Source organism: Roseovarius confluentis (genome assembly GCF_002917925.1).
GTDB lineage: Bacteria > Pseudomonadota > Alphaproteobacteria > Rhodobacterales > Rhodobacteraceae > Roseovarius > Roseovarius confluentis.
This window is the reverse complement of record NZ_PPFE01000005.1, coordinates 138,406-157,985: the sequence shown is the minus strand read 5'-3', so window position 1 is coordinate 157,985 and position 19,580 is coordinate 138,406. Positions and strand designations below refer to the sequence as shown.

Annotated in this window: 22 protein-coding genes; 15 read left to right on the top strand and 7 right to left on the bottom strand. The window is 63.5% G+C overall.

The window, feature by feature from the left end:
* Window positions 1–44: 44 nt before the first annotated feature.
* The 3 genes from dgcN to C2I35_RS13570 all read left to right on the top strand — a co-directional run bounded on the left by dgcN (window position 45) and on the right by C2I35_RS13570 (window position 2,950).
* Window positions 45–1,046 (top strand): N-acetyltransferase DgcN, encoded by a 1,002-nt coding sequence (gene dgcN / locus C2I35_RS13580; RefSeq protein ID WP_103763606.1) that lies wholly within the window; start codon window positions 45–47, stop codon window positions 1,044–1,046.
* A gap of 78 nt (window positions 1,047–1,124) precedes the next feature.
* Window positions 1,125–2,090 carry an N-acetyl-D-Glu racemase DgcA gene (dgcA, locus tag C2I35_RS13575; RefSeq protein WP_103763605.1) on the top strand — a complete coding sequence of 322 codons (966 nt, stop codon included), beginning with the start codon at window positions 1,125–1,127 and terminating at the stop codon, window positions 2,088–2,090.
* Window positions 2,087–2,950 carry a D-amino-acid transaminase gene (locus C2I35_RS13570; RefSeq protein ID WP_103763604.1) on the top strand — a complete coding sequence of 288 codons (864 nt, stop codon included), beginning with the start codon at window positions 2,087–2,089 and terminating at the stop codon, window positions 2,948–2,950. Before dgcA ends, C2I35_RS13570 begins: the two co-directional genes overlap by 4 nt.
* Before the next feature lie 282 nt (window positions 2,951–3,232).
* Here C2I35_RS13570 and C2I35_RS13565 read toward each other — a convergent pair whose 3' ends face one another.
* Genes C2I35_RS13565 through C2I35_RS13555 form a run of 3 tightly spaced genes read right to left on the bottom strand, consistent with a single transcriptional unit; the run spans window position 3,233 to window position 4,729 of the window.
* A complete protein-coding gene (locus C2I35_RS13565; protein ID WP_103763603.1) occupies window positions 3,233–3,547 on the bottom strand; it encodes a DUF1244 domain-containing protein in 315 nt (104 codons plus the stop codon).
* Window positions 3,548–3,568: 21 nt separating this feature from the next.
* The gene (locus C2I35_RS13560; RefSeq protein ID WP_103763602.1) at window positions 3,569–3,910 is read right to left on the bottom strand and encodes a tautomerase family protein; all 342 of its coding nucleotides are present in this window, start codon (window positions 3,908–3,910) and stop codon (window positions 3,569–3,571) included.
* A gap of 48 nt (window positions 3,911–3,958) precedes the next feature.
* Window positions 3,959–4,729 carry an N-formylglutamate amidohydrolase gene (locus tag C2I35_RS13555; RefSeq protein WP_103763601.1) on the bottom strand — a complete coding sequence of 257 codons (771 nt, stop codon included), beginning with the start codon at window positions 4,727–4,729 and terminating at the stop codon, window positions 3,959–3,961.
* 117 nt (window positions 4,730–4,846) lie between these two features.
* On the opposite strand from C2I35_RS13555, the gene pyk reads away from it, so the two are divergent.
* Both pyk and C2I35_RS13545 read left to right on the top strand, forming a co-directional pair.
* On the top strand, window positions 4,847–6,292 hold the full coding sequence (gene pyk / locus C2I35_RS13550; RefSeq protein ID WP_103763600.1) for a pyruvate kinase: 1,446 nt from the start codon (window positions 4,847–4,849) through the stop codon (window positions 6,290–6,292).
* A gap of 46 nt (window positions 6,293–6,338) precedes the next feature.
* Window positions 6,339–6,563: a hypothetical protein gene (locus tag C2I35_RS13545; protein ID WP_103763599.1), complete on the top strand. Its 225-nt coding sequence runs from the start codon at window positions 6,339–6,341 to the stop codon at window positions 6,561–6,563.
* Between the two features lie 43 nt (window positions 6,564–6,606).
* Here C2I35_RS13545 and adh read toward each other — a convergent pair whose 3' ends face one another.
* The 3 genes from adh to C2I35_RS13530 form a co-directional block, all read right to left on the bottom strand.
* Window positions 6,607–8,127, bottom strand: coding sequence for an aldehyde dehydrogenase (adh, locus tag C2I35_RS13540; protein WP_103763598.1), 1,521 nt, complete (start codon window positions 8,125–8,127; stop codon window positions 6,607–6,609).
* 133 nt (window positions 8,128–8,260) lie between these two features.
* Window positions 8,261–9,253 carry a helix-turn-helix domain-containing protein gene (locus C2I35_RS13535; RefSeq protein ID WP_245890492.1) on the bottom strand — a complete coding sequence of 331 codons (993 nt, stop codon included), beginning with the start codon at window positions 9,251–9,253 and terminating at the stop codon, window positions 8,261–8,263.
* A 43-nt stretch (window positions 9,254–9,296) separates the two neighbouring features.
* Window positions 9,297–10,187, bottom strand: a complete 891-nt coding sequence (locus tag C2I35_RS13530) for a cation diffusion facilitator family transporter (RefSeq protein WP_103763597.1) — start codon at window positions 10,185–10,187, stop codon at window positions 9,297–9,299.
* A gap of 214 nt (window positions 10,188–10,401) precedes the next feature.
* Between C2I35_RS13530 and rpmI the strand changes: the two genes are divergently transcribed.
* A complete protein-coding gene (gene rpmI, locus C2I35_RS13525; protein ID WP_103763596.1) occupies window positions 10,402–10,602 on the top strand; it encodes a 50S ribosomal protein L35 in 201 nt (66 codons plus the stop codon).
* Window positions 10,603–10,614: 12 nt separating this feature from the next.
* A complete protein-coding gene (gene rplT, locus C2I35_RS13520) occupies window positions 10,615–10,980 on the top strand; it encodes a 50S ribosomal protein L20 (RefSeq protein WP_103763595.1) in 366 nt (121 codons plus the stop codon).
* A 333-nt stretch (window positions 10,981–11,313) separates the two neighbouring features.
* Here rplT and C2I35_RS13515 read toward each other — a convergent pair whose 3' ends face one another.
* Window positions 11,314–11,994, bottom strand: coding sequence for a hypothetical protein (locus tag C2I35_RS13515; protein ID WP_103763594.1), 681 nt, complete (start codon window positions 11,992–11,994; stop codon window positions 11,314–11,316).
* A gap of 252 nt (window positions 11,995–12,246) precedes the next feature.
* Between C2I35_RS13515 and C2I35_RS13510 the strand changes: the two genes are divergently transcribed.
* The 8 genes from C2I35_RS13510 (at window position 12,247) to C2I35_RS13475 (ending at window position 19,577) form a co-directional block, all read left to right on the top strand.
* Entirely contained in the window at window positions 12,247–13,140 is an 894-nt protein-coding gene (locus C2I35_RS13510) for a fatty acid desaturase (protein ID WP_103763593.1), read from the top strand.
* A gap of 179 nt (window positions 13,141–13,319) precedes the next feature.
* Window positions 13,320–14,393 carry a phenylalanine--tRNA ligase subunit alpha gene (gene pheS, locus C2I35_RS13505; RefSeq protein WP_103763592.1) on the top strand — a complete coding sequence of 358 codons (1,074 nt, stop codon included), beginning with the start codon at window positions 13,320–13,322 and terminating at the stop codon, window positions 14,391–14,393.
* Complete coding sequence (locus tag C2I35_RS13500; RefSeq protein ID WP_146050037.1) at window positions 14,327–14,839, top strand: hypothetical protein; 513 nt, start codon at window positions 14,327–14,329, stop codon at window positions 14,837–14,839. The genes pheS and C2I35_RS13500 overlap by 67 nt, the downstream gene beginning before the upstream one ends.
* A 56-nt stretch (window positions 14,840–14,895) precedes the next feature.
* Window positions 14,896–15,312, top strand: coding sequence for a BLUF domain-containing protein (locus C2I35_RS13495; protein WP_103763590.1), 417 nt, complete (start codon window positions 14,896–14,898; stop codon window positions 15,310–15,312).
* Between the two features lie 70 nt (window positions 15,313–15,382).
* The gene (locus C2I35_RS13490) at window positions 15,383–15,661 is read left to right on the top strand and encodes a YrhK family protein (RefSeq protein ID WP_103763589.1); all 279 of its coding nucleotides are present in this window, start codon (window positions 15,383–15,385) and stop codon (window positions 15,659–15,661) included.
* Window positions 15,662–15,781: 120 nt separating this feature from the next.
* Window positions 15,782–16,714: a dimethylarginine dimethylaminohydrolase family protein gene (locus C2I35_RS13485; protein WP_103763588.1), complete on the top strand. Its 933-nt coding sequence runs from the start codon at window positions 15,782–15,784 to the stop codon at window positions 16,712–16,714.
* A 115-nt stretch (window positions 16,715–16,829) separates the two neighbouring features.
* Window positions 16,830–18,206, top strand: coding sequence for a hypothetical protein (locus tag C2I35_RS13480; RefSeq protein ID WP_103763587.1), 1,377 nt, complete (start codon window positions 16,830–16,832; stop codon window positions 18,204–18,206).
* Between the two features lie 84 nt (window positions 18,207–18,290).
* Window positions 18,291–19,577, top strand: a complete 1,287-nt coding sequence (locus C2I35_RS13475) for an ABC transporter substrate-binding protein (protein WP_103763586.1) — start codon at window positions 18,291–18,293, stop codon at window positions 19,575–19,577.
* Window positions 19,578–19,580 lie beyond the last annotated feature (3 nt).

The window sequence follows — 19,580 nt, the reverse complement described above, 5'->3', positions numbered from 1 at the left end:
TCATCGCACCATTGTGCAAACCTGATTCCGGAAAGGACTGCGAGATGATCGAGACCCCGTACCTGCTTTTTCTCGGCGATGCGCCTGACATGCTGGCGGCCAAGGTTGCTATTGGCATTCGGGACTGGCGACCGGAATACGCGACGGGTCAGATCCGGTTGCCGGGATGCGGGGCTGACCTTGGCCTGACGGACTTGTCGCTGGCCGAGGCGCGGGAAGCGGGCGCCAAGACGTTGGTGATCGGTGTGGCGAACCGCGGTGGCGTGATATCGGACAAATGGAAGGAAGTGCTGCTGGAGGCGCTTGCGATGGGCTATGACATCGCGTCGGGCCTGCACAACCTGCTGAAGCACGAGGAGGACCTTGTGGCAGCGGCACAGAAGCATGGCCGCACGCTGCATGACGTGCGCGTGCCGTCGGTGCGCTATCCGATCGCGGATGGCAAGAAACGCAGCGGCAAGCGTTGCCTTGCGGTCGGCACCGATTGTTCGGTCGGCAAGATGTACACGGCGATGGCGATGGAGCGGGACATGCATGAACGCGGCATGAAGGCCGCGTTTCGCGCCACGGGACAGACGGGTATCCTGATTACGGGCGACGGCGTGCCACTGGATGCTGTGATCGCCGATTTCATGGCCGGGTCGGTCGAGTACCTGACGCCGGACAATGACGACGATCACTGGGATCTGATCGAGGGGCAGGGCAGCCTGTTTCACGTGTCCTATTCCGGGGTGACCATGGCGCTGATCCATGGCGGCCAACCCGATGCGCTGATTCTGTGCCACGAGCCGACGCGCACGCACATGCGCGGTCTGCCGGATTATAGCTTGCCCAGCCTTCAGACGCTGCGTGACACCGCGTTGCCGCTGGCACAGATTGCGAATGCGGACTGTCGCGTCGTCGGTGTTTCGGTGAACACCCAGCACATGAGCGAGGACGACGCAAAGGCTTACCTCGCAAAGGTCGAGGACGAGATGGGGCTGCCCGCGACGGACCCGTATCGCTTTGGATCGGCCAAGCTGGTGGACGCGCTGGAGGCTTTCTGATCCAACCGTTCTTGCTGGTGGCGTCTGCCGGATGCCTCCGGCGGGGATATTTATGGCCAGAAGAAGGGGCCGTTTTTGATGCAAATTACCGTGACGCGCGATGTGTTCAAACTGGCGCAGGTGTTCACCATCAGCCGGGGCTCGCGCACCGAGGCAAAGGTCCTGACCGTGCGCGTGACCGAAGGCGGCATCACCGGCTGGGGCGAATGCGTGCCCTATGCGCGGTATGATGAGACGCTGGACAGCGTGACGGCGCAGATCGAGAGCCTGCCCGAGGAAGTTTCCCGCGAAAAGCTTTACGGACTGTTACCGGCTGGTGCGGCGCGGAACGCGGTGGATTGCGCGCTGTGGGATTTGCAGGCGAAACAGGCCGGAAAGCGGGTGTGGGACTTGGCCGGATTGCCCGCGCCGGGGCCTGAGATCACGGCCTATACGCTATCGTTGGATGCCCCGGAAAAGATGCGGGAGCAGGCGGCGAAGAACGCGCATCGGCCCCTTCTGAAGATCAAGCTGGGCACGCCCGATGACATGCCGCGGCTGGAGGCCGTACGTGCCGGCGCGCCCGATGCGAAAATCATCGTGGATGCCAACGAGGGCTGGAGTGCCGAAGTCTATGCCGACCTTGCCCCACACCTTGTGCGGTTGGGCGTGGCGCTGGTGGAACAGCCTTTGCCGGCGGGGGAAGACGACGCGTTGCTGGGCGTGGAGCGGCCTGTGCCGGTCTGCGCGGATGAGAGCTGTCACGACCGCGCTAGCCTGCCCAGGCTGAGGGGCAAATACGACATGGTGAACATCAAGCTGGACAAGACCGGTGGGCTGACCGAGGCGCTGGCGCTGCGCGAGGCGGCGCTGGCCGAAGGGTATGACGTGATGGTGGGCTGCATGATCGGGTCGAGCCTTGCGATGGCGCCCGCGGTGCTGGTGGCGCAGGGTGCGACGGTGACCGACCTTGACGGCCCGCTTCTGTTGGCCGAAGACCGGGACGAACCTTTGATTTTCGACGCGGCCGGGGTGCATCCGCCCACCGCAAAGCTATGGGGATGACGATGCGGACCGTGTATGTGAATGGCGATTACCTGCCCGAGAATGAAGCGAAAATCTCGATTTTCGACCGGGCGTTCCTGATGGGGGACGGGGTGTACGAGGTGACCAGCGTGCTGGGCGGCAAGCTGATCGATTTCGAGGGTCACAATCGCCGTCTACAACGGTCGCTGGACGAGCTGGACATGCCGCACCCGGCGGTGCTGGATGATCTGCTGGACATCCACCGCGAGCTGGTGCGGGTGAACGAGATCGAGGACGGTCTTGTCTACCTGCAGATCACGCGGGGTGCGCCTCGCGACCGGGACTTTGCCTATCCCGATCCCGACACGCCGCCGACCGTGGTTCTGTTCACCCAGTCGAAGCCCGGGCTGGCGGATAACCCCGTGGCGAAAAAAGGTATCAAGATCATCACTGTAGAGGACATGCGCTGGGGCCGTCGGGACATCAAGACGACGCAGCTTCTGTATCCGTCGATGGGCAAGATGATGGCCAAGAAAGCCGGTTGCGATGACGCGTGGATGGTGCAGGACGGGTTCGTGACCGAGGGCACCTCGAACAACGCCTATATCGTCAAGGACGGCAAGATCATCACCCGCGCGCTGTCGAACGACATCCTGCACGGGATCACCCGGGCCGCCGTGCTGCGCTTTGCCGAAGAGGCGCAAATGCAGGTGGAGGAACGGAATTTCAGCGTCGACGAGGCCAAGGCGGCCGACGAGGCGTTCGTCACCTCGGCCAGTGCCTTCGTCATGCCGGTGGTGGAAGTCGACGGTGTGGCTCTTGGCGACGGGACGCCCGGCACGGTGGCGACGCGGTTGCGGGAAATCTACATCGAGGAAAGCCGGAAAGTCGCGGTCTGAGCGAATCGAAGGTTGACGCTGGAAACCCACGTCGGTATCGCGTCGGTATCTGGGTGGTATCGCGACGGTATAATCCGCAAATCGCGTTCGTTGACCGACCGTCCGGTGCTCTGGGGCCGATCTGACCGATGAAGCAGCGTTCCCGTCCTTCGAAGCGCTTGGCACCGGGGTCGATCTGGCCCGCAGACAAGACCGCCCTGCGTGGGGACATGGGTGAGGCCGATATGGCCCGCGCCGGCGTTGTTGAAGTGCGACAGCATCTCGCGGGCGGGCCTCATGACCTCAGGTCTTGGAGCCCACGTTTTCGGCAAAGGACTTGTCGAACGCCGCTTTCTTGTCGTCCGAGGCGTCGGTCTGATAGTTGGCTTTCCACTCGTCCATCGTCATACCGTAGAAGATTTCGCGCGCCTCGTCCTTGGTCATGTCGATGCCGCGCTCGTTCGCGGCTTCCTGGTACCAGCGGCTGAGGCAATTGCGGCAGAAGCCGGCGAGGTTCATCATGTCGATGTTCTGCACGTCGGTGCGTTTTTCCATCAGGTGTTCACGCAGGGTGCGGAACGCGGCGGCCTCAAGTTCGATGCGGGTTTGATCGTCCATTTCCGGGGTCTCCTTTTTGAGTCAGAGCATACGCTTCATATAGGGCTGTTGGATATCATCCAACCGGACGGTCAGGCTGCCGACGTCCGGCAGGTGGGCCTGAAGCGTGTCGAGCGTCAGTTGCGCCAGTTCGGCACGGACAGCGTCACTGCGGCCGGGCAGGAGGAGGAGCGTGGCGTGGGCGAAGGTTTGTGGCTCGACCCCGATGCGCGAGGCGGTGGCGGCGATGGTGCGGGTGCGCACGGTGTCGGGTGCGCTGACGCTATGGTGACCCGCGAATTTTTCCCAAAGGTCGCCGCAAAGCGCCTGAAGGTCGTGGCTGTCTTCCAATCCGCCGGAATGTTCGATGATGATGTGCGGCACGGGGCGTCTCCTGACGTGAGGGATGAGCGTGAGGGCGGTTGAAGTGAATCAGCCCGGTTGAGGTGATACAGCCTCTAATTCGGCACCGGCATGACCAGCCGCTTCAATCAGCATGGGAGCAAGGCGATTGGCCCAGGCGGTTTGCTGGTCTTCGCTGATGATGAGGTCGTTGCGCAGTTCTATCAGGGCATTGAGACGCTGATAGGCGATGCCGTGACGGGCGATGGCGTCGCCGGGCAGGTGGCCGCCATAGGGCTCGTTCTCGCCCACGCAGATGTCTGTTTCTTGCGCCATTCGATTGATCAGCGGACGGGTCAGGCGCTCGTCCGTGGCATAGAGCACGCCGATGTGCCAGGGCCGCGGCGGGCGGCCCTGAAGCTGGCGGGTGAAGGAGTGGATCGAGACGATGATCGTGTCGTCCTGCCGTGCCGCCATGCGGGCCAATTCGCTGTGATAGGGTCTATACAAGGCGTTTAGCCGCTGTTCGATATCGGCCGGGCCGACATGGCGGTTGGCGGGAATGATGGTCCCGTCATAGAGTTTCATCACGAGGGTCGGGTCATCCTCGCCCCGGTTGGGGTCGATCACGAGCCGGGAGAAGTTGGTCATGATGCACGGTGCGCCGAGCGCACGGGCCAACGCACGCGCAACCCCGGCGGCGCCCGGATCATAGGCGATATGGCGCGCCATGTCCGCCGGATCGAGCCCGAGCGAGCCGCCGTTCACGAAGGGCGGAACGGTGTTGGCGGCATGATCGCAGGTCACGAGCCAGCGGGAGGGACGATTTGCCCCTTCTGTAAAAAACGGTCGATATGTCATGGTGATGTCATCTCTTGACCACCACTTTTATGTCAGTTGTCAGGAAATGGGAATTGGGTAATAAACCCTCTGTAAGTTTAGCGCTAACGCAAGCTGAACATAAAGGTAAGGACAGACATGAGACGCCATCGCAACGTGAAGATCGTGGCCACCCTGGGCCCGGCATCGGAGACCTATGAAACCATCCGCGCGCTGCACGAAGCGGGGGCGGACGTGTTCCGGCTGAACATGAGCCACGGCACGCAGGACGATATTCGCGCCAAGCACGAGATCATCCGCCGTGTCGAAGAGGAGATGGACAGCCCGATCGCAATCCTGGCCGACCTTCAGGGGCCGAAGCTGCGCGTGGGGCCGTTCGAGAACGGGTCGGAAGAGCTTGAGGAAGGCGCGTCTTTCCGGCTGGACCTGGACGAGGCGAAAGGGACGATCGACCGGGTGAACCTGCCGCATCCCGAGATTTTCCAGGCGCTGAAGCCCGGTGCGCGGCTGTTGGTGAACGATGGCAAGATTCGCCTGAAGGTGACGAAATGCGGCACTGACTTTGCCGAAACCGAGGTGATTACCGGCGGCACGATTTCCGACCGCAAGGGTGTGAACGTGCCGGACGTGGTGCTGCCGCTGGCGGCGCTGACAGAGAAAGACCGCGACGACCTGGAATTCGCCTGCGAGCTGGGGGTGGACTGGCTGGCGCTGAGTTTCGTGCAACGGGCACGGGACGTGATCGAGGCCAGCGCGCTGGTGCGCGGACGGGCGGCGATCATGGTGAAGGTGGAAAAACCCTCTGCGGTGACCGATTTCGACGAGATCCTGGACGAGGTGGACGGCATCATGGTGGCGCGGGGCGATCTGGGCGTGGAACTGCCCGTGCAGAACGTGCCGCCGTTGCAAAAGCGCATGGTGCGCAAGTGCCGGGCCGCGGCCAAGCCGGTGATCATCGCCACGCAGATGCTGGAATCGATGATCGCAAGCCCGATGCCGACGCGGGCCGAGGTCAGCGACGTGGCGACCGCGATCTACGAAGGGGCGGACGCGATCATGCTGTCGGCGGAATCGGCGGCGGGCGACTATCCCGTAGAGGCAGTGCAGACGATGGACAACGTGGCACAAGAGGTCGAGGACGACCCGACCTATACCGAGATCATCGAAGCCTCGCGCAAGGCGGACCGGACCACGGTGGCCGATGGCATCGTCGCCGCCGCGCGGGAAATTGCGGAGACAACGCAGGTCGCGGCGATCTGTTGTTACACGCAAAGCGGGACAACCGCGCTGTTGACCGCGCGGGAGCGGCCGCGCGTGCCGATCATCGCGATGACGAACGTGCGCGAAACCGCGCGGCGCCTAACCCTGAACTGGGGGACGGATTGCGTGATGACGCCCGAACTGACGCGGTTCAAGATGGCGGTGCAGAACGCCACGCGCGCGGCGCTGAAACAAGGCTATGCCACCGAGGACGACCTTGTGATCGTGACTGCGGGCGTGCCGTTCAACGTGCCGGGGACCACCAATATCCTGCGGGTAGCGCCTTGTAACCAAAAGGAACTTTCTTCGACCGACCAGGACTGAACTGCGCTATACTATTGCGCAGAGCAGTTCATGGAGGATCTTTGAAATGGATCCCGATCTTATTTTCATCATCGGCCTGGTTCTGGGCGTTTTTTCAATCCCGTCGATCCTGTCGGCACTGTCTGACGGGCATGCGCCGCGGGTTGCGGCGATTACGATCATCTCGTCGGGGCTGATGGTGTTCTGGGCGGTTGGGAACAAGCCGGGCGGATACGATATCAACGAGATCCCCAACGTCTTTGTCCAGGTGGTGGCGCGGTACCTGACCTGACATGGAACAAGGGGCGACACGCTGTGCCGCCCCGAACCCTGCCTTAAAAGAAACCCAGCTTGTTGGGGTTGTAGCTGACCAGCATGTTCTTGGTTTGCTGGTAGTGATCGAGCATCATCTTGTGGTTCTCGCGCCCGATGCCGGATTGCTTGTAGCCGCCAAAGGCCGCGTGGGCCGGGTAGGCGTGGTAGTTGTTGACCCAGACGCGCCCGGCCTGGATGCCGCGCCCGAAACGGTAGCAGGTGTTCGCGTCGCGCGACCATACACCGGCGCCAAGACCGTAGATGGTGTCATTGGCCAGCGCCAGCGCCTCGGCCTCGTCCTTGAAGGTTGTGACAGAGACGACCGGGCCGAAGATCTCTTCCTGGAAGACGCGCATCTTGTTGTGGCCCTTCAGGATGGTCGGCTGGATGTAGTAGCCTTCGGACAGTTCGCCGTCCATCTGCGCCGCCGCACCGCCGGCGAGCACCTCGGCGCCTTCCTCGACACCGATTTGAAGGTAGCTGAGGATCTTGTCCTGTTGTTCGCGGCTGGCCTGGGCGCCGACCATCGTGTCCATCAGGCGAGGATCGCCCTGCTTGATGGCTTTCACCCGTTCGATGGCGCGGGCGATGAACTCTTCATAGATGTCTTCCTGGATCAGGGCGCGGCTGGGGCAGGTGCAGACCTCGCCCTGGTTGAAGGCGAAGAGCACGAAGCCCTCGATTGCCTTGTCGAGAAAGGCGTCGTCCTTGGCCATGACATCGGAGAAGAAGATATTGGGGGACTTGCCGCCCAGTTCCAGCGTGACCGGGATGAGGTTCTCGGTCGCGTATTGCATGATAGTGCGGCCGGTCTGGGTGGAGCCGGTGAAGGCGATCTTGGCGATGCGGTTGGATTTCGCGAGCGCCGCGCCCACCTCGGCGCCGTAGCCGTTGACGATGTTCAGCACGCCATCGGGCAGAAGATCGGCGATGACCTCCATCAGCACCATGATCGCGGCGGGGGTCTGTTCCGCCGGTTTCAGGACGATGCAATTGCCGGCGGCCAGCGCAGGCGCAAGTTTCCACGCGGCCATCAGAACCGAGAAGTTCCACGGGATGATCTGGCCCACGACGCCCAGCGGCTCGTGATAGTGATAGGCCACAGTGTCGGCGTCGATCTCGGACATCGCGCCTTCCTGTCCGCGCAGGACGCTGGCGAAATAGCGGAAGTGGTCGACGGCGAGCGGGATATCGGCGTTGACAGTCTCGCGGATCGGCTTGCCGTTGTCCCATGTCTCGGCCACCGCGATCAGGTCGAGGTTTTCCTCGATCCGGTCGGCGACCTTGAGCAGGATGTTGGCGCGTTCGGTGGCCGAAGTGCGACCCCAGGCGTCTTTCGCGGCATGGGCGGCGTCGAGCGCCAGGTCCACGTCGGCGGCGTCGGACCGGGCGATTTCACAGACCGCCTGGCCGGTGATCGGGGTCACGTTGTCGAAATACTTGCCGTTCACGGGTGGGGTGAATTTGCCGCCGATGAAGTTGTCGTAGCGGGATTTGAACGGCGATTGGAATTCCGCCGAGAGTTGCGTGAGTTCGTTCATGTTGGTTCCTCCTGGTCGCCTCGGGTCCTCCGCCCGAAGTCGTGAGGACAGGGGTGCCGTGTGCGAGGCGATTCGTCAGGAGGGGGTCAAACGGTGATAGGGCGCTTGTGTCTCAGAACTGAGACAGGTGCGGTCAGGTGTCGTCCAGACCCAGCCGTTTCATGCGGCGATAGAGGGTGGCGCGGCCTATTCCCAGAGCGCGGGCGGCCTCGGACACGTTGCCATTGGCACGGGTCAGGGCGCGGACGACGGCGGCGCGCTCGGCCTTCTCGAAGCCGCGGGGGCCGTCCTCGCGGCCAAAAATGTCCGATGCCGGACGCGGCGTGAACGTGCCGCTGGGCGAGAGGCCAAGCGCCTTGCGGGCTTCGCGGGTGGCACCCACCACGATGTCGTCGCCATCCACGGCCAAGAGGGTCGCCGCGCCGCCGTCGGCCGAATCGGCGACGACGATGCGGGCCTTGGGATAGGAGGCGCGGAAGAAATCCGCCTCGATCGCGTGGGCAGTCTGGTCGACCATGGCGGCGATCAAACGGTTATAGGCCTCGGTCTGGTCGACGCGCGCCGAGGAGACATCGAGCGCGGCCAGAAGTCCGCCGTCGGGGCCGAAGATCGGCGCGTCCATGCAGCTCATGCCGATGTTGCGGGCAAGGAAGTGATCGTCGCGGTGTATGGTGATGCGGCGCTTCTCGGTCAGGCAGGTGCCGATCCCGTTGGTGCCCTCGGCGGCCTCGCTCCAGTCGGCGCCGACGGTCAGGCCCCAGTCCTCGAAGGTCGTACGGTCGCCGTCGGAACAGCGCTGGTCGAGGATGATGCCGCTTTCATCGGTCAGGAGCACGCCGCAGCCGGAAAGGCCGACAAGGCCGAAGAGCTGATCGAGCTTGGGGGCGGCGATGGTCATGAAGCGGTCGAGCCGTGCGCGGCTTTCGTCCACGACGCTGTGATCGACGCGCTGGCCCTGCGCGGGGGCAGCGGGATCCAGTCCGTGCCGCTCCATCGAGCGGTGCCACGAGGCCGCCAGCGCCGAGCGCGCGGCGGCAGAGGGCGAATTGACCGCGCTCACGACCTTGTCGATATGGGTTTTCTTGTCCAGCGTGCCTGTCCTCCCGTTCCGCGATGTTAGGGGCAACGGGGATTTCGCGCAAATGGCACGTCTGGCGTGCCTGCCCCAGTCAGTCCAGAACGACGATGCCGGAATGCTTCTGCTTGTGCTCGGGTTCGACATGGATCGTGATCCGCGCACCCTCGACCGCCTCTTTCAGCGCGGCCTCGACCCGGTCGCAGATCTCGTGCGCGTCGAAGACGGTGGTCTCTCCGGGCACAACGAGGTGAAAGTCGATGAAGGTCGCCTGCCCGGCATGGCGGGTGCGCAGGTCGTGGGCCTCGACCGCGCCGCCGGCCTGGGTCGCGATGATCTCGCGCACGGTGTCCAGGGTTTCCTGCGAGACGGCCTCGTCCATCAGGCCGCTGAGCGATTCGCGCACCACCTTGGAGCCGGACCACAGGATGTTGACCGCGACGATGGCCGCCATGATCGGATCGAGCACCCACCAACCCGTGACCAGGGCCATGAGGACGCCGAGCGCGACGCCGGCGGAGGTGACGACGTCGGTCAGCAGGTGCTTGCCATCGGCCACCAGCGCCGGCGAGCGGTTGAGGCGCCCGCGGCTGATCAGCACCCAGGCCCAGAGCGCGTTGATCATGGTGGCGGCGCCGTTGATCAGAAGCCCCTCGATCGGCAGGTCCAGCGCCACGGGGTTGAGAAAGCCGTGGTAGGCTTCGCGCAGGATCACCAGCGCGGCGATGATGATCATGACGCCTTCGAGCACGGCGCTGAAGAACTCGGCCTTGTGATGGCCGTAAGGGTGCGAGGAATCGGCCGGGCGCGCCGCGACGCGAATGGCGATGAGCGCCGCGATGGCCGTGGCCACGTTGACGGTGCTTTCCAGGGCGTCGGACAGAAGGGCGATGGAGCCTGTCAGCCACCAGGCAAGGGTTTTGATCGCGAGGACGAGCGCGCCGACGAAAATGCTTCCGATGGCGAGCCGGAGAGTGGTGGACACGGGGCGTCTCCCTAGGCTGGGAAAATCCGGTCTAGCCCTGCCCGTGACGGTTGGCAAGCGCCCGTCATGCGGCAGGGGTCCCTGACGACTGATCCGGCGGCAAACGCCCCTTGCTTTATGTACGCTGTCGTCCTATACGGCGCTCTCATTCGCGCGGCCGGCCGAAGTGGCATGCCGAGTCGCGCATAAGACCGACCATCAAGAGGAGCCGGAAATGCCCAAGATGAAGACGAAATCGAGCTGCAAGAAGCGGTTCAAGGTGACGGCCAAGGGCCGCGTGGTGGCTGGCCAGGCTGGCAAGCGCCACGGCATGATCAAACGCACCAACAAGTTCATCCGCAACGCGCGTGGCACCACGACGCTTTGCAAGGCTGATGAAGGTATCATCAAGCCGATGATGCCTTACGCACGCTGAGGAGTTTGAGACATGGCAAGAGTCAAAGGTGGGACAGTCACCCACGCCCGTCACAAGAAAGTCACCACAGCTGCGAAAGGCTATTACGGTCGCCGCAAGAACACCTTCAAGGTGGCGGCGCAGGCCGTGGACAAGGCCAACCAGTACGCGACGCGCGACCGCAAGAACCGCAAGCGGAATTTCCGCGCGCTGTGGATCCAGCGGATCAACGCCGCCGTGCGCGCCCATGACGAATCGCTGACCTATTCGCGTTTCATCAACGGCCTGTCGCTGGCCGGTGTCGAAGTGGACCGCAAGGTCCTGGCCGATCTGGCCGTGCACGAACCCGCCGCATTCGGCGCCATCGTGGAACAGGCAAAAGGCGCGCTGACCGCGTAAGCCTGCCGTTCGAGGGACAAGAAAATGAGCGCCGTCGGGAACGCCCGGCGGCGTTTTTCATTGTGCCGTATCCGTTAACAATTTCCTAAAATTTGCCATACTCTCCCCGCAAAGATGTGCGATGCCTTTTGACACAACGGTTCGAAAAGGACGGAAAACCAAGAGGCAGAAACATGGTACGCACCATCGTGCAGACCCGCGACGGGCAATCCGAATTGAGTGAAAAGGCCAAGCGGCTGCTGGCGGCGCATGACCGCGAAGTGCGCGCATTGCGCAGCAAGTCAGCGGTCTGATTTCCACTGGCCCGGTACGCGGCGGGCGCGTAGTTGCGGCTCAGGTAACGGCAGACCGTTCGAACCTGGCGGTGTTGGCCGGCGCCAGAAAGATCGACGTGGTCAGCAGGCTGAAGACGAATTCGTACACCTCCCATTGGCGGGGGATCTCGACCACCAGCATTACCACGCTGGCGATAACGCCCATGATTCCGTGACGCCATGACGGCACCGGCCATGCCAGACGGTCCGCAATGCGCGTGACAAGGCGGGATTTGCCATAAAGTGCCGGCAATACCAGCAGGTAGAGCAGGATCGCGATGGTCAGCCCGCTGCCGAACACCGTCTTGGTCAGCTGCTTGCCGCCCACCACGATGTTGTGCAGCGTGATCTCATCCTGGAAGTTGACCTCGCGGAGGGAGTCGGGCGTCTCCAGCCCCAGGATGCGTTGACCCCAGGATATCTCTTCGCCCGTGCCGAAAACGAAAATCAGCGCGTAGATCGACAGGCAGACCCCGGCAAGCGCCTGGCCTTTCCGGAACTGGCGCGCGGATTGCCACGCCAGCACCAGCGCCGACACGAACAGCATGACGGCAGTGCCGTACTCGACGGGGCCGTCCTCGATGGCGAAGCCAGTGGCGAACTGAATGTCGAAGCCCAGTATCCAGTAGACCAACGTAAAGAGAAGGCTGGCGTTCATGAGCCCGAAAAGGAACTGGTCCACGGGGGAAAGATTGTTCATGGGGATCTGCTATTGTTGAGTAAAAAGCTTGCCCGCCTGCGCTATGGTTCGTCGTTGGGGGTGTCAAGTAACCCGTGCGTGAGCGGGCGCCGGCGCTCTCCCCTTGCCGGAGCGCGACGGGCTGCCTAAAGCGTTCCGCTCTTAACCCGAGGCATCAGCAAAAGGCGGAACGCGTGCAACGACTGAGCGGAGCACTGCGTTTCGTGAAAATCTGTGATTCAGGTTTTTCGCGAAACGCTTTAGGCTTTTCGCATGGATCACCGGGAGTTCATCGCCGCCTTGCCGCGAGACAAATTGGCCGGGCTGGCCGAGGCCGAGAATGCGCCCGGCCTGTTCCGATTGGCGCTGCATTTCGGGCTGATCGTGCTGTTCGGTGTCTGGATCGGGCTGGGCGGGCCGCTGTGGTGGGCGCTGCTGATCCCGCAGGGAATCGCGATCTGTTTCCTGTTCACGCTGGAGCATGAGGCGACGCACAAGACGCCGTTTCGAACGCTATGGCTGAATGAATGGGTCGGGCGGGTTTGTGGCCTGCTGATCGTGCAGCCATTCGAGTGGTTCCGGTATTTTCACCTGGCGCACCACCGGCACACCAACATCCCCGGCAAGGACCCCGAGCTTTTGGCCGGGGCGAAGCCCGAGAGTTGGCGCGCGTATGTGTGGCATGTGACCGGTCTGCCGTTCTGGTGGGCCATGATCGGGCAGACCCTGCGCAATTCGGTGGGCGGTGATCCGGGCGATTACGTGCCAGAGCGCGCGCGGCCGCGCGTGTTGAAGGAGGCACGGGTGATGCTGACGATCTATGCGCTGGCGTTTTCAAGCCTGCCGGTGACGCCGGTGCTGTTCTGGGCCTGGATCTTCCCCGCGCTGCTTGGGCAACCTTTCCTGCGGCTCTACCTGCTGGCGGAACACGGACGCTGCGCCTTCGTCGCGGACATGTTCCGGAACACCCGGACGACCTACACAAATCGCCTCGTGCGGTTCCTGGCGTGGAACATGCCCTATCACACAGAGCATCATGCCCTGCCGCAGGTGCCGTTTCACCGGCTGCCGGAATTGCACGGGATGATGCAGGGCCATCACGGTGTCACGTCAGAGGGCTATGCTGCCTTCAACAGAGACTACACAAGCGGTTTTCGTAAGAGCTGATGGAACGGATGCCCGAGGAAATGGCCCGCCAGATCAGGCCGGGGCAGGAGCCGGACCCGGACCTGATGCGGCGGATGTAGGAGCTGTAACGGCCCTGAGGCGCGGGCAGGCAGGCGCGGCTTGCGCAATCGCGTCAGGCGGGGTAACCCCGGCCCGATGGATTTGGCCGGACAGACGACATGGATGACCTGAGAGACAAGTACCTGAAAGCCATTGCCGAGGCCGGTGACGAGGCCGCGCTGGAGGATTTGCGCGTGCAGGCCGTCGGCAAGAAGGGCGAGGTCGCGCTGAAGATGCGCGAGCTGGGCAAGATGACGCCCGAAGAGCGGCAGGAGATGGGGCCCAAGCTGAACGCGCTAAAGGACGAGATCAACAGCGCGCTGGCGGCCAAGAAGGTGGCGCTGGCGGATTCCGCGCTGGACGAACGGCTGCGCGGCGAATGGCTGGACGTGACCTTGCCGGGGCGGCCACGGCGCGAGGGCACCATTCACCCGATCAGCCAGGTGACCGAGGAAGTCACGGCGATCTTCGCGGACATGGGCTTTGCCGTGGCAGAGGGGCCGCAGATCGAAAGCGACTGGTACAATTTCGACGCGCTGAACATCCCCAGCCACCACCCGGCGCGGGCCGAGATGGACACGTTCTATACCCACCGCGCGGAAGGCGACGACCGCCCGCCGCATGTGCTGCGCACGCATACCAGCCCGGTGCAGATCCGCGCGATGCAGGCGCAGGGCGCGCCGATCCGGGTGATCGCGCCGGGGCGGGTGTATCGCGCCGACTATGACCAGACGCACACGCCGATGTTCCACCAGGTCGAGGGCTTGGCCATCGACAAGGACATCAGCATGGCGAACCTGAAATGGGTTCTGGAAGAGTTCGTGAAGGCGTTCTTCGAGGTCGACGAGGTCGAACTGCGGTTCCGCGCGTCGCATTTCCCGTTCACCGAGCCGTCGGCGGAAGTCGATATCCGGTGTTCGTGGGAGGGCGGCACGCTGAAGATCGGGGAAGGCGACGACTGGCTGGAAATCCTCGGGTCCGGCATGGTGCATCCGCATGTGTTGCGTTCGGGCGGGATCGACCCGGACGAGTGGCAGGGCTTTGCATTCGGCATGGGGATCGACCGGATCGCGATGCTGAAATACGGCATTCCGGACCTGCGGGCGTTCTTCGACAGTGATCTGCGGTGGCTGCGGCACTATGGCTTTGCGGCGCTGGATGTGCCGACGCTGCATGGGGGCTTGAGCCGCTGAGCGTCGGGCAGGGCATTCTTGCGCTTCTTTGCGTGATTGCGGCGCTTGTGGCCTATATCGCGGTCAAGGTCACGCGGGCGTTTCGGCGGCTGACTGAGGCGCGGATCAGGCTCTATTCCGAGCATTTGACCCAATTGCATAAGATGGCGCACGCCCTGTATCATGGGCAGGATCTGCCGGAGCGTGCGCCGGGGGAGGGCAAGGCGATTGACGTGATCGCGTCGGTCGCGGTGATGCGGGCCAGCACGGAGGCCTTTGAGGCGGTGCTGGCGTATCACCATGCCAGGAGCGAAGGCCAAGGCGCGGCGCGGATCGAGGCGGCGAAACAGGCGCTGGAGGCAAAGCTGGTCGAGCTGAACGTGAAGATGCGCGACGACCTGAAGCTGAATCGTGGCGCGGGGCAGTTTCCCAATGCCGAGGTGTTTCGGGCAAAGCGCGGCGCGTGAGGCGCGTGGACAGTTGTGATGCTGTCGCCTAGGCTGTGCGGGAAAGGAGCCCCGCCATGGCGCTCACCCAGTTGATCTATGCCTCCCGCCCCTTCGGATATGACGACGCGATGCTGGCCGGTATCCTGCTGGATGCGCGGCGGTGCAATGAACGCGATGATATCACCGGGGCGCTGATCTGTCGGGCGGATCTGTACCTGCAATTGCTGGAAGGGCCGGACAAGGCCGTTCGAGACTGTTACGCCCGGATAAGACAGGATGACCGCCACGTGGAGCCGCGCAAGCTGATGGAGCGGACGATCCGGACACGGCTGTTTCCGGCCTGGGCGATGCGGGATGACCCGGCGCAATCCTGGGTCTGGAGTCGCGAGGCGGTGCGCGCGGGCGCGGTCGAGCGGGCGACCGAGGACGAGGTGCTGGGCTTTTTCAATCGGCTGGCGGCGGATGGCGTTGTGCCTTTTCCGCAGGATTAGGGTCTGAGTCTTGCCAAACGTGCGAGCTTGCTTTTTCTAGGGCGCGACTGTCGAACCCCGGAGGCACCCCATGCAGATGTTCAAGGACAAGCGCCACGTCAGCGCCGAGACACAGCGGCTTTACGCGGTATTCGAGCTGTTGCACACGCTGGCGGATTTCGTCGCGGCGTTCTCGTTCCTGATCGGGTCGATCCTGTTTCTGTGGAAAGAGACGGAGGCCGCGGCGATCTGGTTGTTTATCGTGGGCTCGGTGTTCTTCTGCCTGAAACCGACGCTGAAGCTGATCCGGGAGGTGAAGCTGGCGTCGATCGGGGATACCGAGGACCTGGCGGAGCGGTATGAGCCTTAGGGTTTTGTCCCTGCGATGGCTTCATTTTGCGCAATGGACAATGGCCACGGCGGCGGTGGCGCGGTCGCGCTTGACTTGGGCGTGGCATCGGCTCAGCCTTTCGCGCAAAGGAGAGTCCACATGAAAGATCAACCGGCAGACAATTTTACCCTGCGCGCGCGGCGCGAGGGCGGTGGCACGCCCAGGCTGAACGACTGGGGTGCGGATAGCGACTATGGCACGTTGCGGTCGGTCCTGCTGGGGCCGATCGAGAATTACCGCTGGCTGAAGACATCCTCGGTGAGCAAGAAGACGTTGCGCAGAGGCGTGGAATTCGACCCTGTTACTGCCAAAAAACAGCATGCCGAGATGGTCAGCGCCTATGAAAGCGCGGGTGTCGAGGTGCAGACCCATGTGCCGGACCCGGAGCTGCCCTACCAGGTCTATGCGCGGGACAGTTCGGTCATGACGCCCTATGGCGCGATCATCACGCATATGTCGCAATACTGGCGCCGGGGCGAGAATTTCCGGGCGATCGAGACCTACCAGGGTCTTGGGGTTCCGATTTACGATTTCGTCACGGCGGGCACCTTCGAGGGCGGCGATTTCAACGTGATCGAGCCGGGCTGCGTCCTGATCGGCTGGGAAGGCGAGGAAGGCCGGACCATGGAGCAGGGTGCGCGCCAGGTGGCGTCGTGGATGGAGGCCGAGGGCTGGGAAGTGAAGCTGGCCGATATCGACCCGTTTTATGTGCATATCGACCTGATGGTGGTGATGCTGGCGCCGAAGTTGGCGGCTGTCTGCACTGACTGCACCGATCCCGAGATCGTGGACTGGCTGCGGGCGAAGAATATCGAGATCGTCGAGGTGCCGTTCCAGGAAACGATCGCGCTGGGCTGCAACGTGGTGGCGCTGGGGCAGGACCGGGTGCTGTTGCCGGAAGGGTCGAAAACGCTGAAAGAGAAGCTGAGGGCGCTGGGATTCGAGATTTTTGACCCGGACCTGAGCATGATCACCCAAGGGGGCGGCGGCGTGCATTGCATGTGCCAGAGCCTGATCCGCGACCCGGGGTGACCTGAATGAGTGGCTGCGCCACGCTCGATTCGTGGGAGGAGGGGCCAGCCCCTCACGTTGAAACTGCGTTTCAACGCTCACCCCGGGGTATTTTGGGCCAGAAGAAGAGATCGTGATGCGCGGATTGCTGGTTTGCCTCGTCCTGTTCTGGGGCGGGATGGCATGGGCGCATGCGTCGGAGCAGAGCTTTGTGTTGTTGCTGCCGACGGATGTCTACATCTCGGCGGGGGTGGCGAGTGTTGTCCTGACGGTGCTGCTGCTGGCGGTGTTGCCGGCGCGGGCGGGGGAGGCGGTGTTTTCGCCGGTGCCGTTGGTGCGGCGGCTGCGCTGGGCATGGCGGCATGCGACAAGTCTGCTGGCGACCGGGGTGCTGGCCTTTGCTGTTTGGCAGGGCTTTGCAGGGCCGCGCACGCCGATGGAAAACCCGATGCCGCTTTTGCTGTGGACGGTGTGGTGGGTGGCGTTGGTGAGTCTGCAAGGGCTTTTCGGCAATCACTGGCGCTGGACGAACCCCTGGACGGGGGTGGTCGCGGTTTTGGCGCGGTGGACCGGGATCAGGCCCTTGATGCGGTACCCGCGCAGGTGGGGATACTGGCCTGCTGTGGGACTTTTCCTGGCCTTTGCGGCGTTCCTCTTGTGCGATCCGGCGCCGGCCGATCCGGCGCGACTGGCCAGTGTCGTGGGGCTTTACTGGTACGCGGTGCTGTTCGGGGTGCTGCTGTTCGGGCCGGCGTTCCTGCTGCGGGGCGAGATGGTGACGGTGATGATGCGGGCCTATGGGCGCATGGGGGTGCTTGCCCCGGTGCGCGGGCGCCTGGCGCTGGGCTTGTGGGGGTGGCAGGGCGTGATGCGGCGGGCGCCGCCCTTGGCCTTGGCCGTTTTGATGGTGCTGCTGCTCGGGACGGGCAGTTTCGACGGGCTGAACGAGACCTTCTGGTGGATGGGTGTGATCGGGGTCAACCCGCTGGAGTTTCCGGGGCGGTCGGCGGTGGTGGTCCCGAACCTGATCGGGCTGGTGGTGGCGAATCTTGGGCTGTTGACGGTTTTCGCGGCTTGCCTGTGGCTGGGGGAGCGGATCGCCGGGACGGGGCGGCGCCTGCGTGCGGCGTTTTGCCTTTTCGCGCCGTCGATCCTGCCGATCGCGTTGGGCTATCACGTGGCGCATTACTTGCCGACGTTTCTTGTGGAGGTTCAGTACGTGGTGCAGATGCTGGACGATCCGCTGTCCAGTGGCGCCCATTTTCTGGGCATGGACGGGTTTTACGTGACCACCGGGTTCTTCAATACGCAGGATACCGTGCGGCGGATCTGGCTGAGCCAGGCCGGGGCCGTGGTGGTGGGGCATGTCGTTGCGATCCTGATGGCGCATGCACTGGCCATGCGGGACCGGGCCGATCGGCGGCGGGCCGTGCTGGGGCAGGCGCCGCTGGCGGTGTTCATGGTGGCCTACACGTTCTTCGGGTTGTGGCTTCTGGCGTCGCCACGGGGGTAAGGCGCTGGTTTAAAACGCTGGACAAACCGGGGCAGGCTTCGCAGGATCGGGCCAATCCATATCGAGAAACAGGGAGAGGTCGTGATGACCAATCAGAAAAAGGCCACGTCGCGCCGTGGCGCGCTGAAGACATTGGCCGGGGCCGCCGCCGGAGCCGCGAGCCTTCCGCTTTGGGCGCGGTATGCGCAGGCGCAAAGCTCGGAGCCGATCAAGATCGGGTTTCAGCAGCACAGCACCGGCATCGGCGCCGCCTATGGGCGCTGGTACGGGCGCACCACCGAGGCGGCGGTCAAGCTGATCAACGATGGCGGCGGGATCAATGGCCGGATGATCGAGCTGATTGCAGAGGATGACGGCACGGACCCCAAGCGCGGCGCCGAGGTGGTGGAGAAATTCGCCAACCAGCATGGCTGTGACGTGGGTTTCGGCACGCTGTTTTCGCATGTTGTGATCGGGTCCGCGCCACGGGCTGGCGAGTTGAAGCTGCCCTATTTCGTGGTATCGGAAGGGCACCACGTGGCGAGCGGAATGCTGAACCGCTATACGCTGCAACCCGGCATCACCGATGTGAAGAGCCAGGTGCAGGCAATGGCGCCCTACGTGTCGGAGAACCTTGGCAAGAAGGTCACGATGATTTTCCCCGATTTCGCATTCGGCCACGATCACCGGGATTTCTTTTCCGCCGCGATCAAGGAGCAGGGGGGCGAGGTGCTGGAGCAGATCGCGATTCCGCCGAGCGAGACGAGCTTTACCAAGTATTTCCCGCAGATTCCGCGCGATACCGAGGTGCTGTATCATGTGATGGTCGGCCCTGCGGTGCTGACATTCGTGAAGGAGCTGGGCGAATTCTTCGGCGACCAGGGGCCGGAGATCTTTGGCTTTATCGACAGCCTGGAGGCGGTGGATATTTCCAGCCCGGGCCTGGAGTTTCTGGAAGGGACGTATTTCTGGGAAGGGATGCCGCGTTACGCGCAGGAGGATCAAAGCGAGCACGAGAAGTTCTATCGCGAGGCGGTGGGCGTGGACGAGAACGGCGCGTCGGTCAACGACCCGAGCGACGTGTCGACCTATGCGCATATGTTCGGCTGCTGGGAGACGCTGCACGTCATCAAGGCCGGGATGGAGGCGTCGGGCTATGCCGGGCCGCTGGACCGCGCCAAGCTGATCGAGGCGGTCGAGGCGATGGGCGAGATGCCCGAAAGCCAGGCGCATCCGCAGGGGGCCAAGCGGTTCAACGGCAAGACGCACCAGGTGTTCGGGCATCAGCATATCAGCCGGGTCGAGAACGGGCGGCTGGTGCGCGTGCACACGACGTCGATCGACGACACGCTGTATCCGGACGAGGTGGATTACACCACGCAGCCGCTTTGACGC

Coding starts and splice junctions, on each gene's coding strand:
- pyk (WP_103763600.1), top strand. CDS start 4,847: ATGAGACGCCATCGCAACGTGAAGATCGTGGCCACCCTGGGCCCGGCA.
- C2I35_RS13565 (WP_103763603.1), bottom strand. CDS start 3,547: ATGGACGATCAAACCCGCATCGAACTTGAGGCCGCCGCGTTCCGCACC.
- adh (WP_103763598.1), bottom strand. CDS start 8,127: ATGAACGAACTCACGCAACTCTCGGCGGAATTCCAATCGCCGTTCAAA.
- dgcA (WP_103763605.1), top strand. CDS start 1,125: ATGCAAATTACCGTGACGCGCGATGTGTTCAAACTGGCGCAGGTGTTC.
- rplT (WP_103763595.1), top strand. CDS start 10,615: ATGGCAAGAGTCAAAGGTGGGACAGTCACCCACGCCCGTCACAAGAAA.
- pheS (WP_103763592.1), top strand. CDS start 13,320: ATGGATGACCTGAGAGACAAGTACCTGAAAGCCATTGCCGAGGCCGGT.
- C2I35_RS13495 (WP_103763590.1), top strand. CDS start 14,896: ATGGCGCTCACCCAGTTGATCTATGCCTCCCGCCCCTTCGGATATGAC.
- C2I35_RS13545 (WP_103763599.1), top strand. CDS start 6,339: ATGGATCCCGATCTTATTTTCATCATCGGCCTGGTTCTGGGCGTTTTT.
- C2I35_RS13515 (WP_103763594.1), bottom strand. CDS start 11,994: ATGAACAATCTTTCCCCCGTGGACCAGTTCCTTTTCGGGCTCATGAAC.
- C2I35_RS13570 (WP_103763604.1), top strand. CDS start 2,087: ATGACGATGCGGACCGTGTATGTGAATGGCGATTACCTGCCCGAGAAT.
- dgcN (WP_103763606.1), top strand. CDS start 45: ATGATCGAGACCCCGTACCTGCTTTTTCTCGGCGATGCGCCTGACATG.
- C2I35_RS13490 (WP_103763589.1), top strand. CDS start 15,383: ATGCAGATGTTCAAGGACAAGCGCCACGTCAGCGCCGAGACACAGCGG.
- C2I35_RS13485 (WP_103763588.1), top strand. CDS start 15,782: ATGAAAGATCAACCGGCAGACAATTTTACCCTGCGCGCGCGGCGCGAG.
- C2I35_RS13510 (WP_103763593.1), top strand. CDS start 12,247: ATGGATCACCGGGAGTTCATCGCCGCCTTGCCGCGAGACAAATTGGCC.
- C2I35_RS13475 (WP_103763586.1), top strand. CDS start 18,291: ATGACCAATCAGAAAAAGGCCACGTCGCGCCGTGGCGCGCTGAAGACA.
- C2I35_RS13555 (WP_103763601.1), bottom strand. CDS start 4,729: ATGACATATCGACCGTTTTTTACAGAAGGGGCAAATCGTCCCTCCCGC.
- rpmI (WP_103763596.1), top strand. CDS start 10,402: ATGCCCAAGATGAAGACGAAATCGAGCTGCAAGAAGCGGTTCAAGGTG.
- C2I35_RS13480 (WP_103763587.1), top strand. CDS start 16,830: ATGCGCGGATTGCTGGTTTGCCTCGTCCTGTTCTGGGGCGGGATGGCA.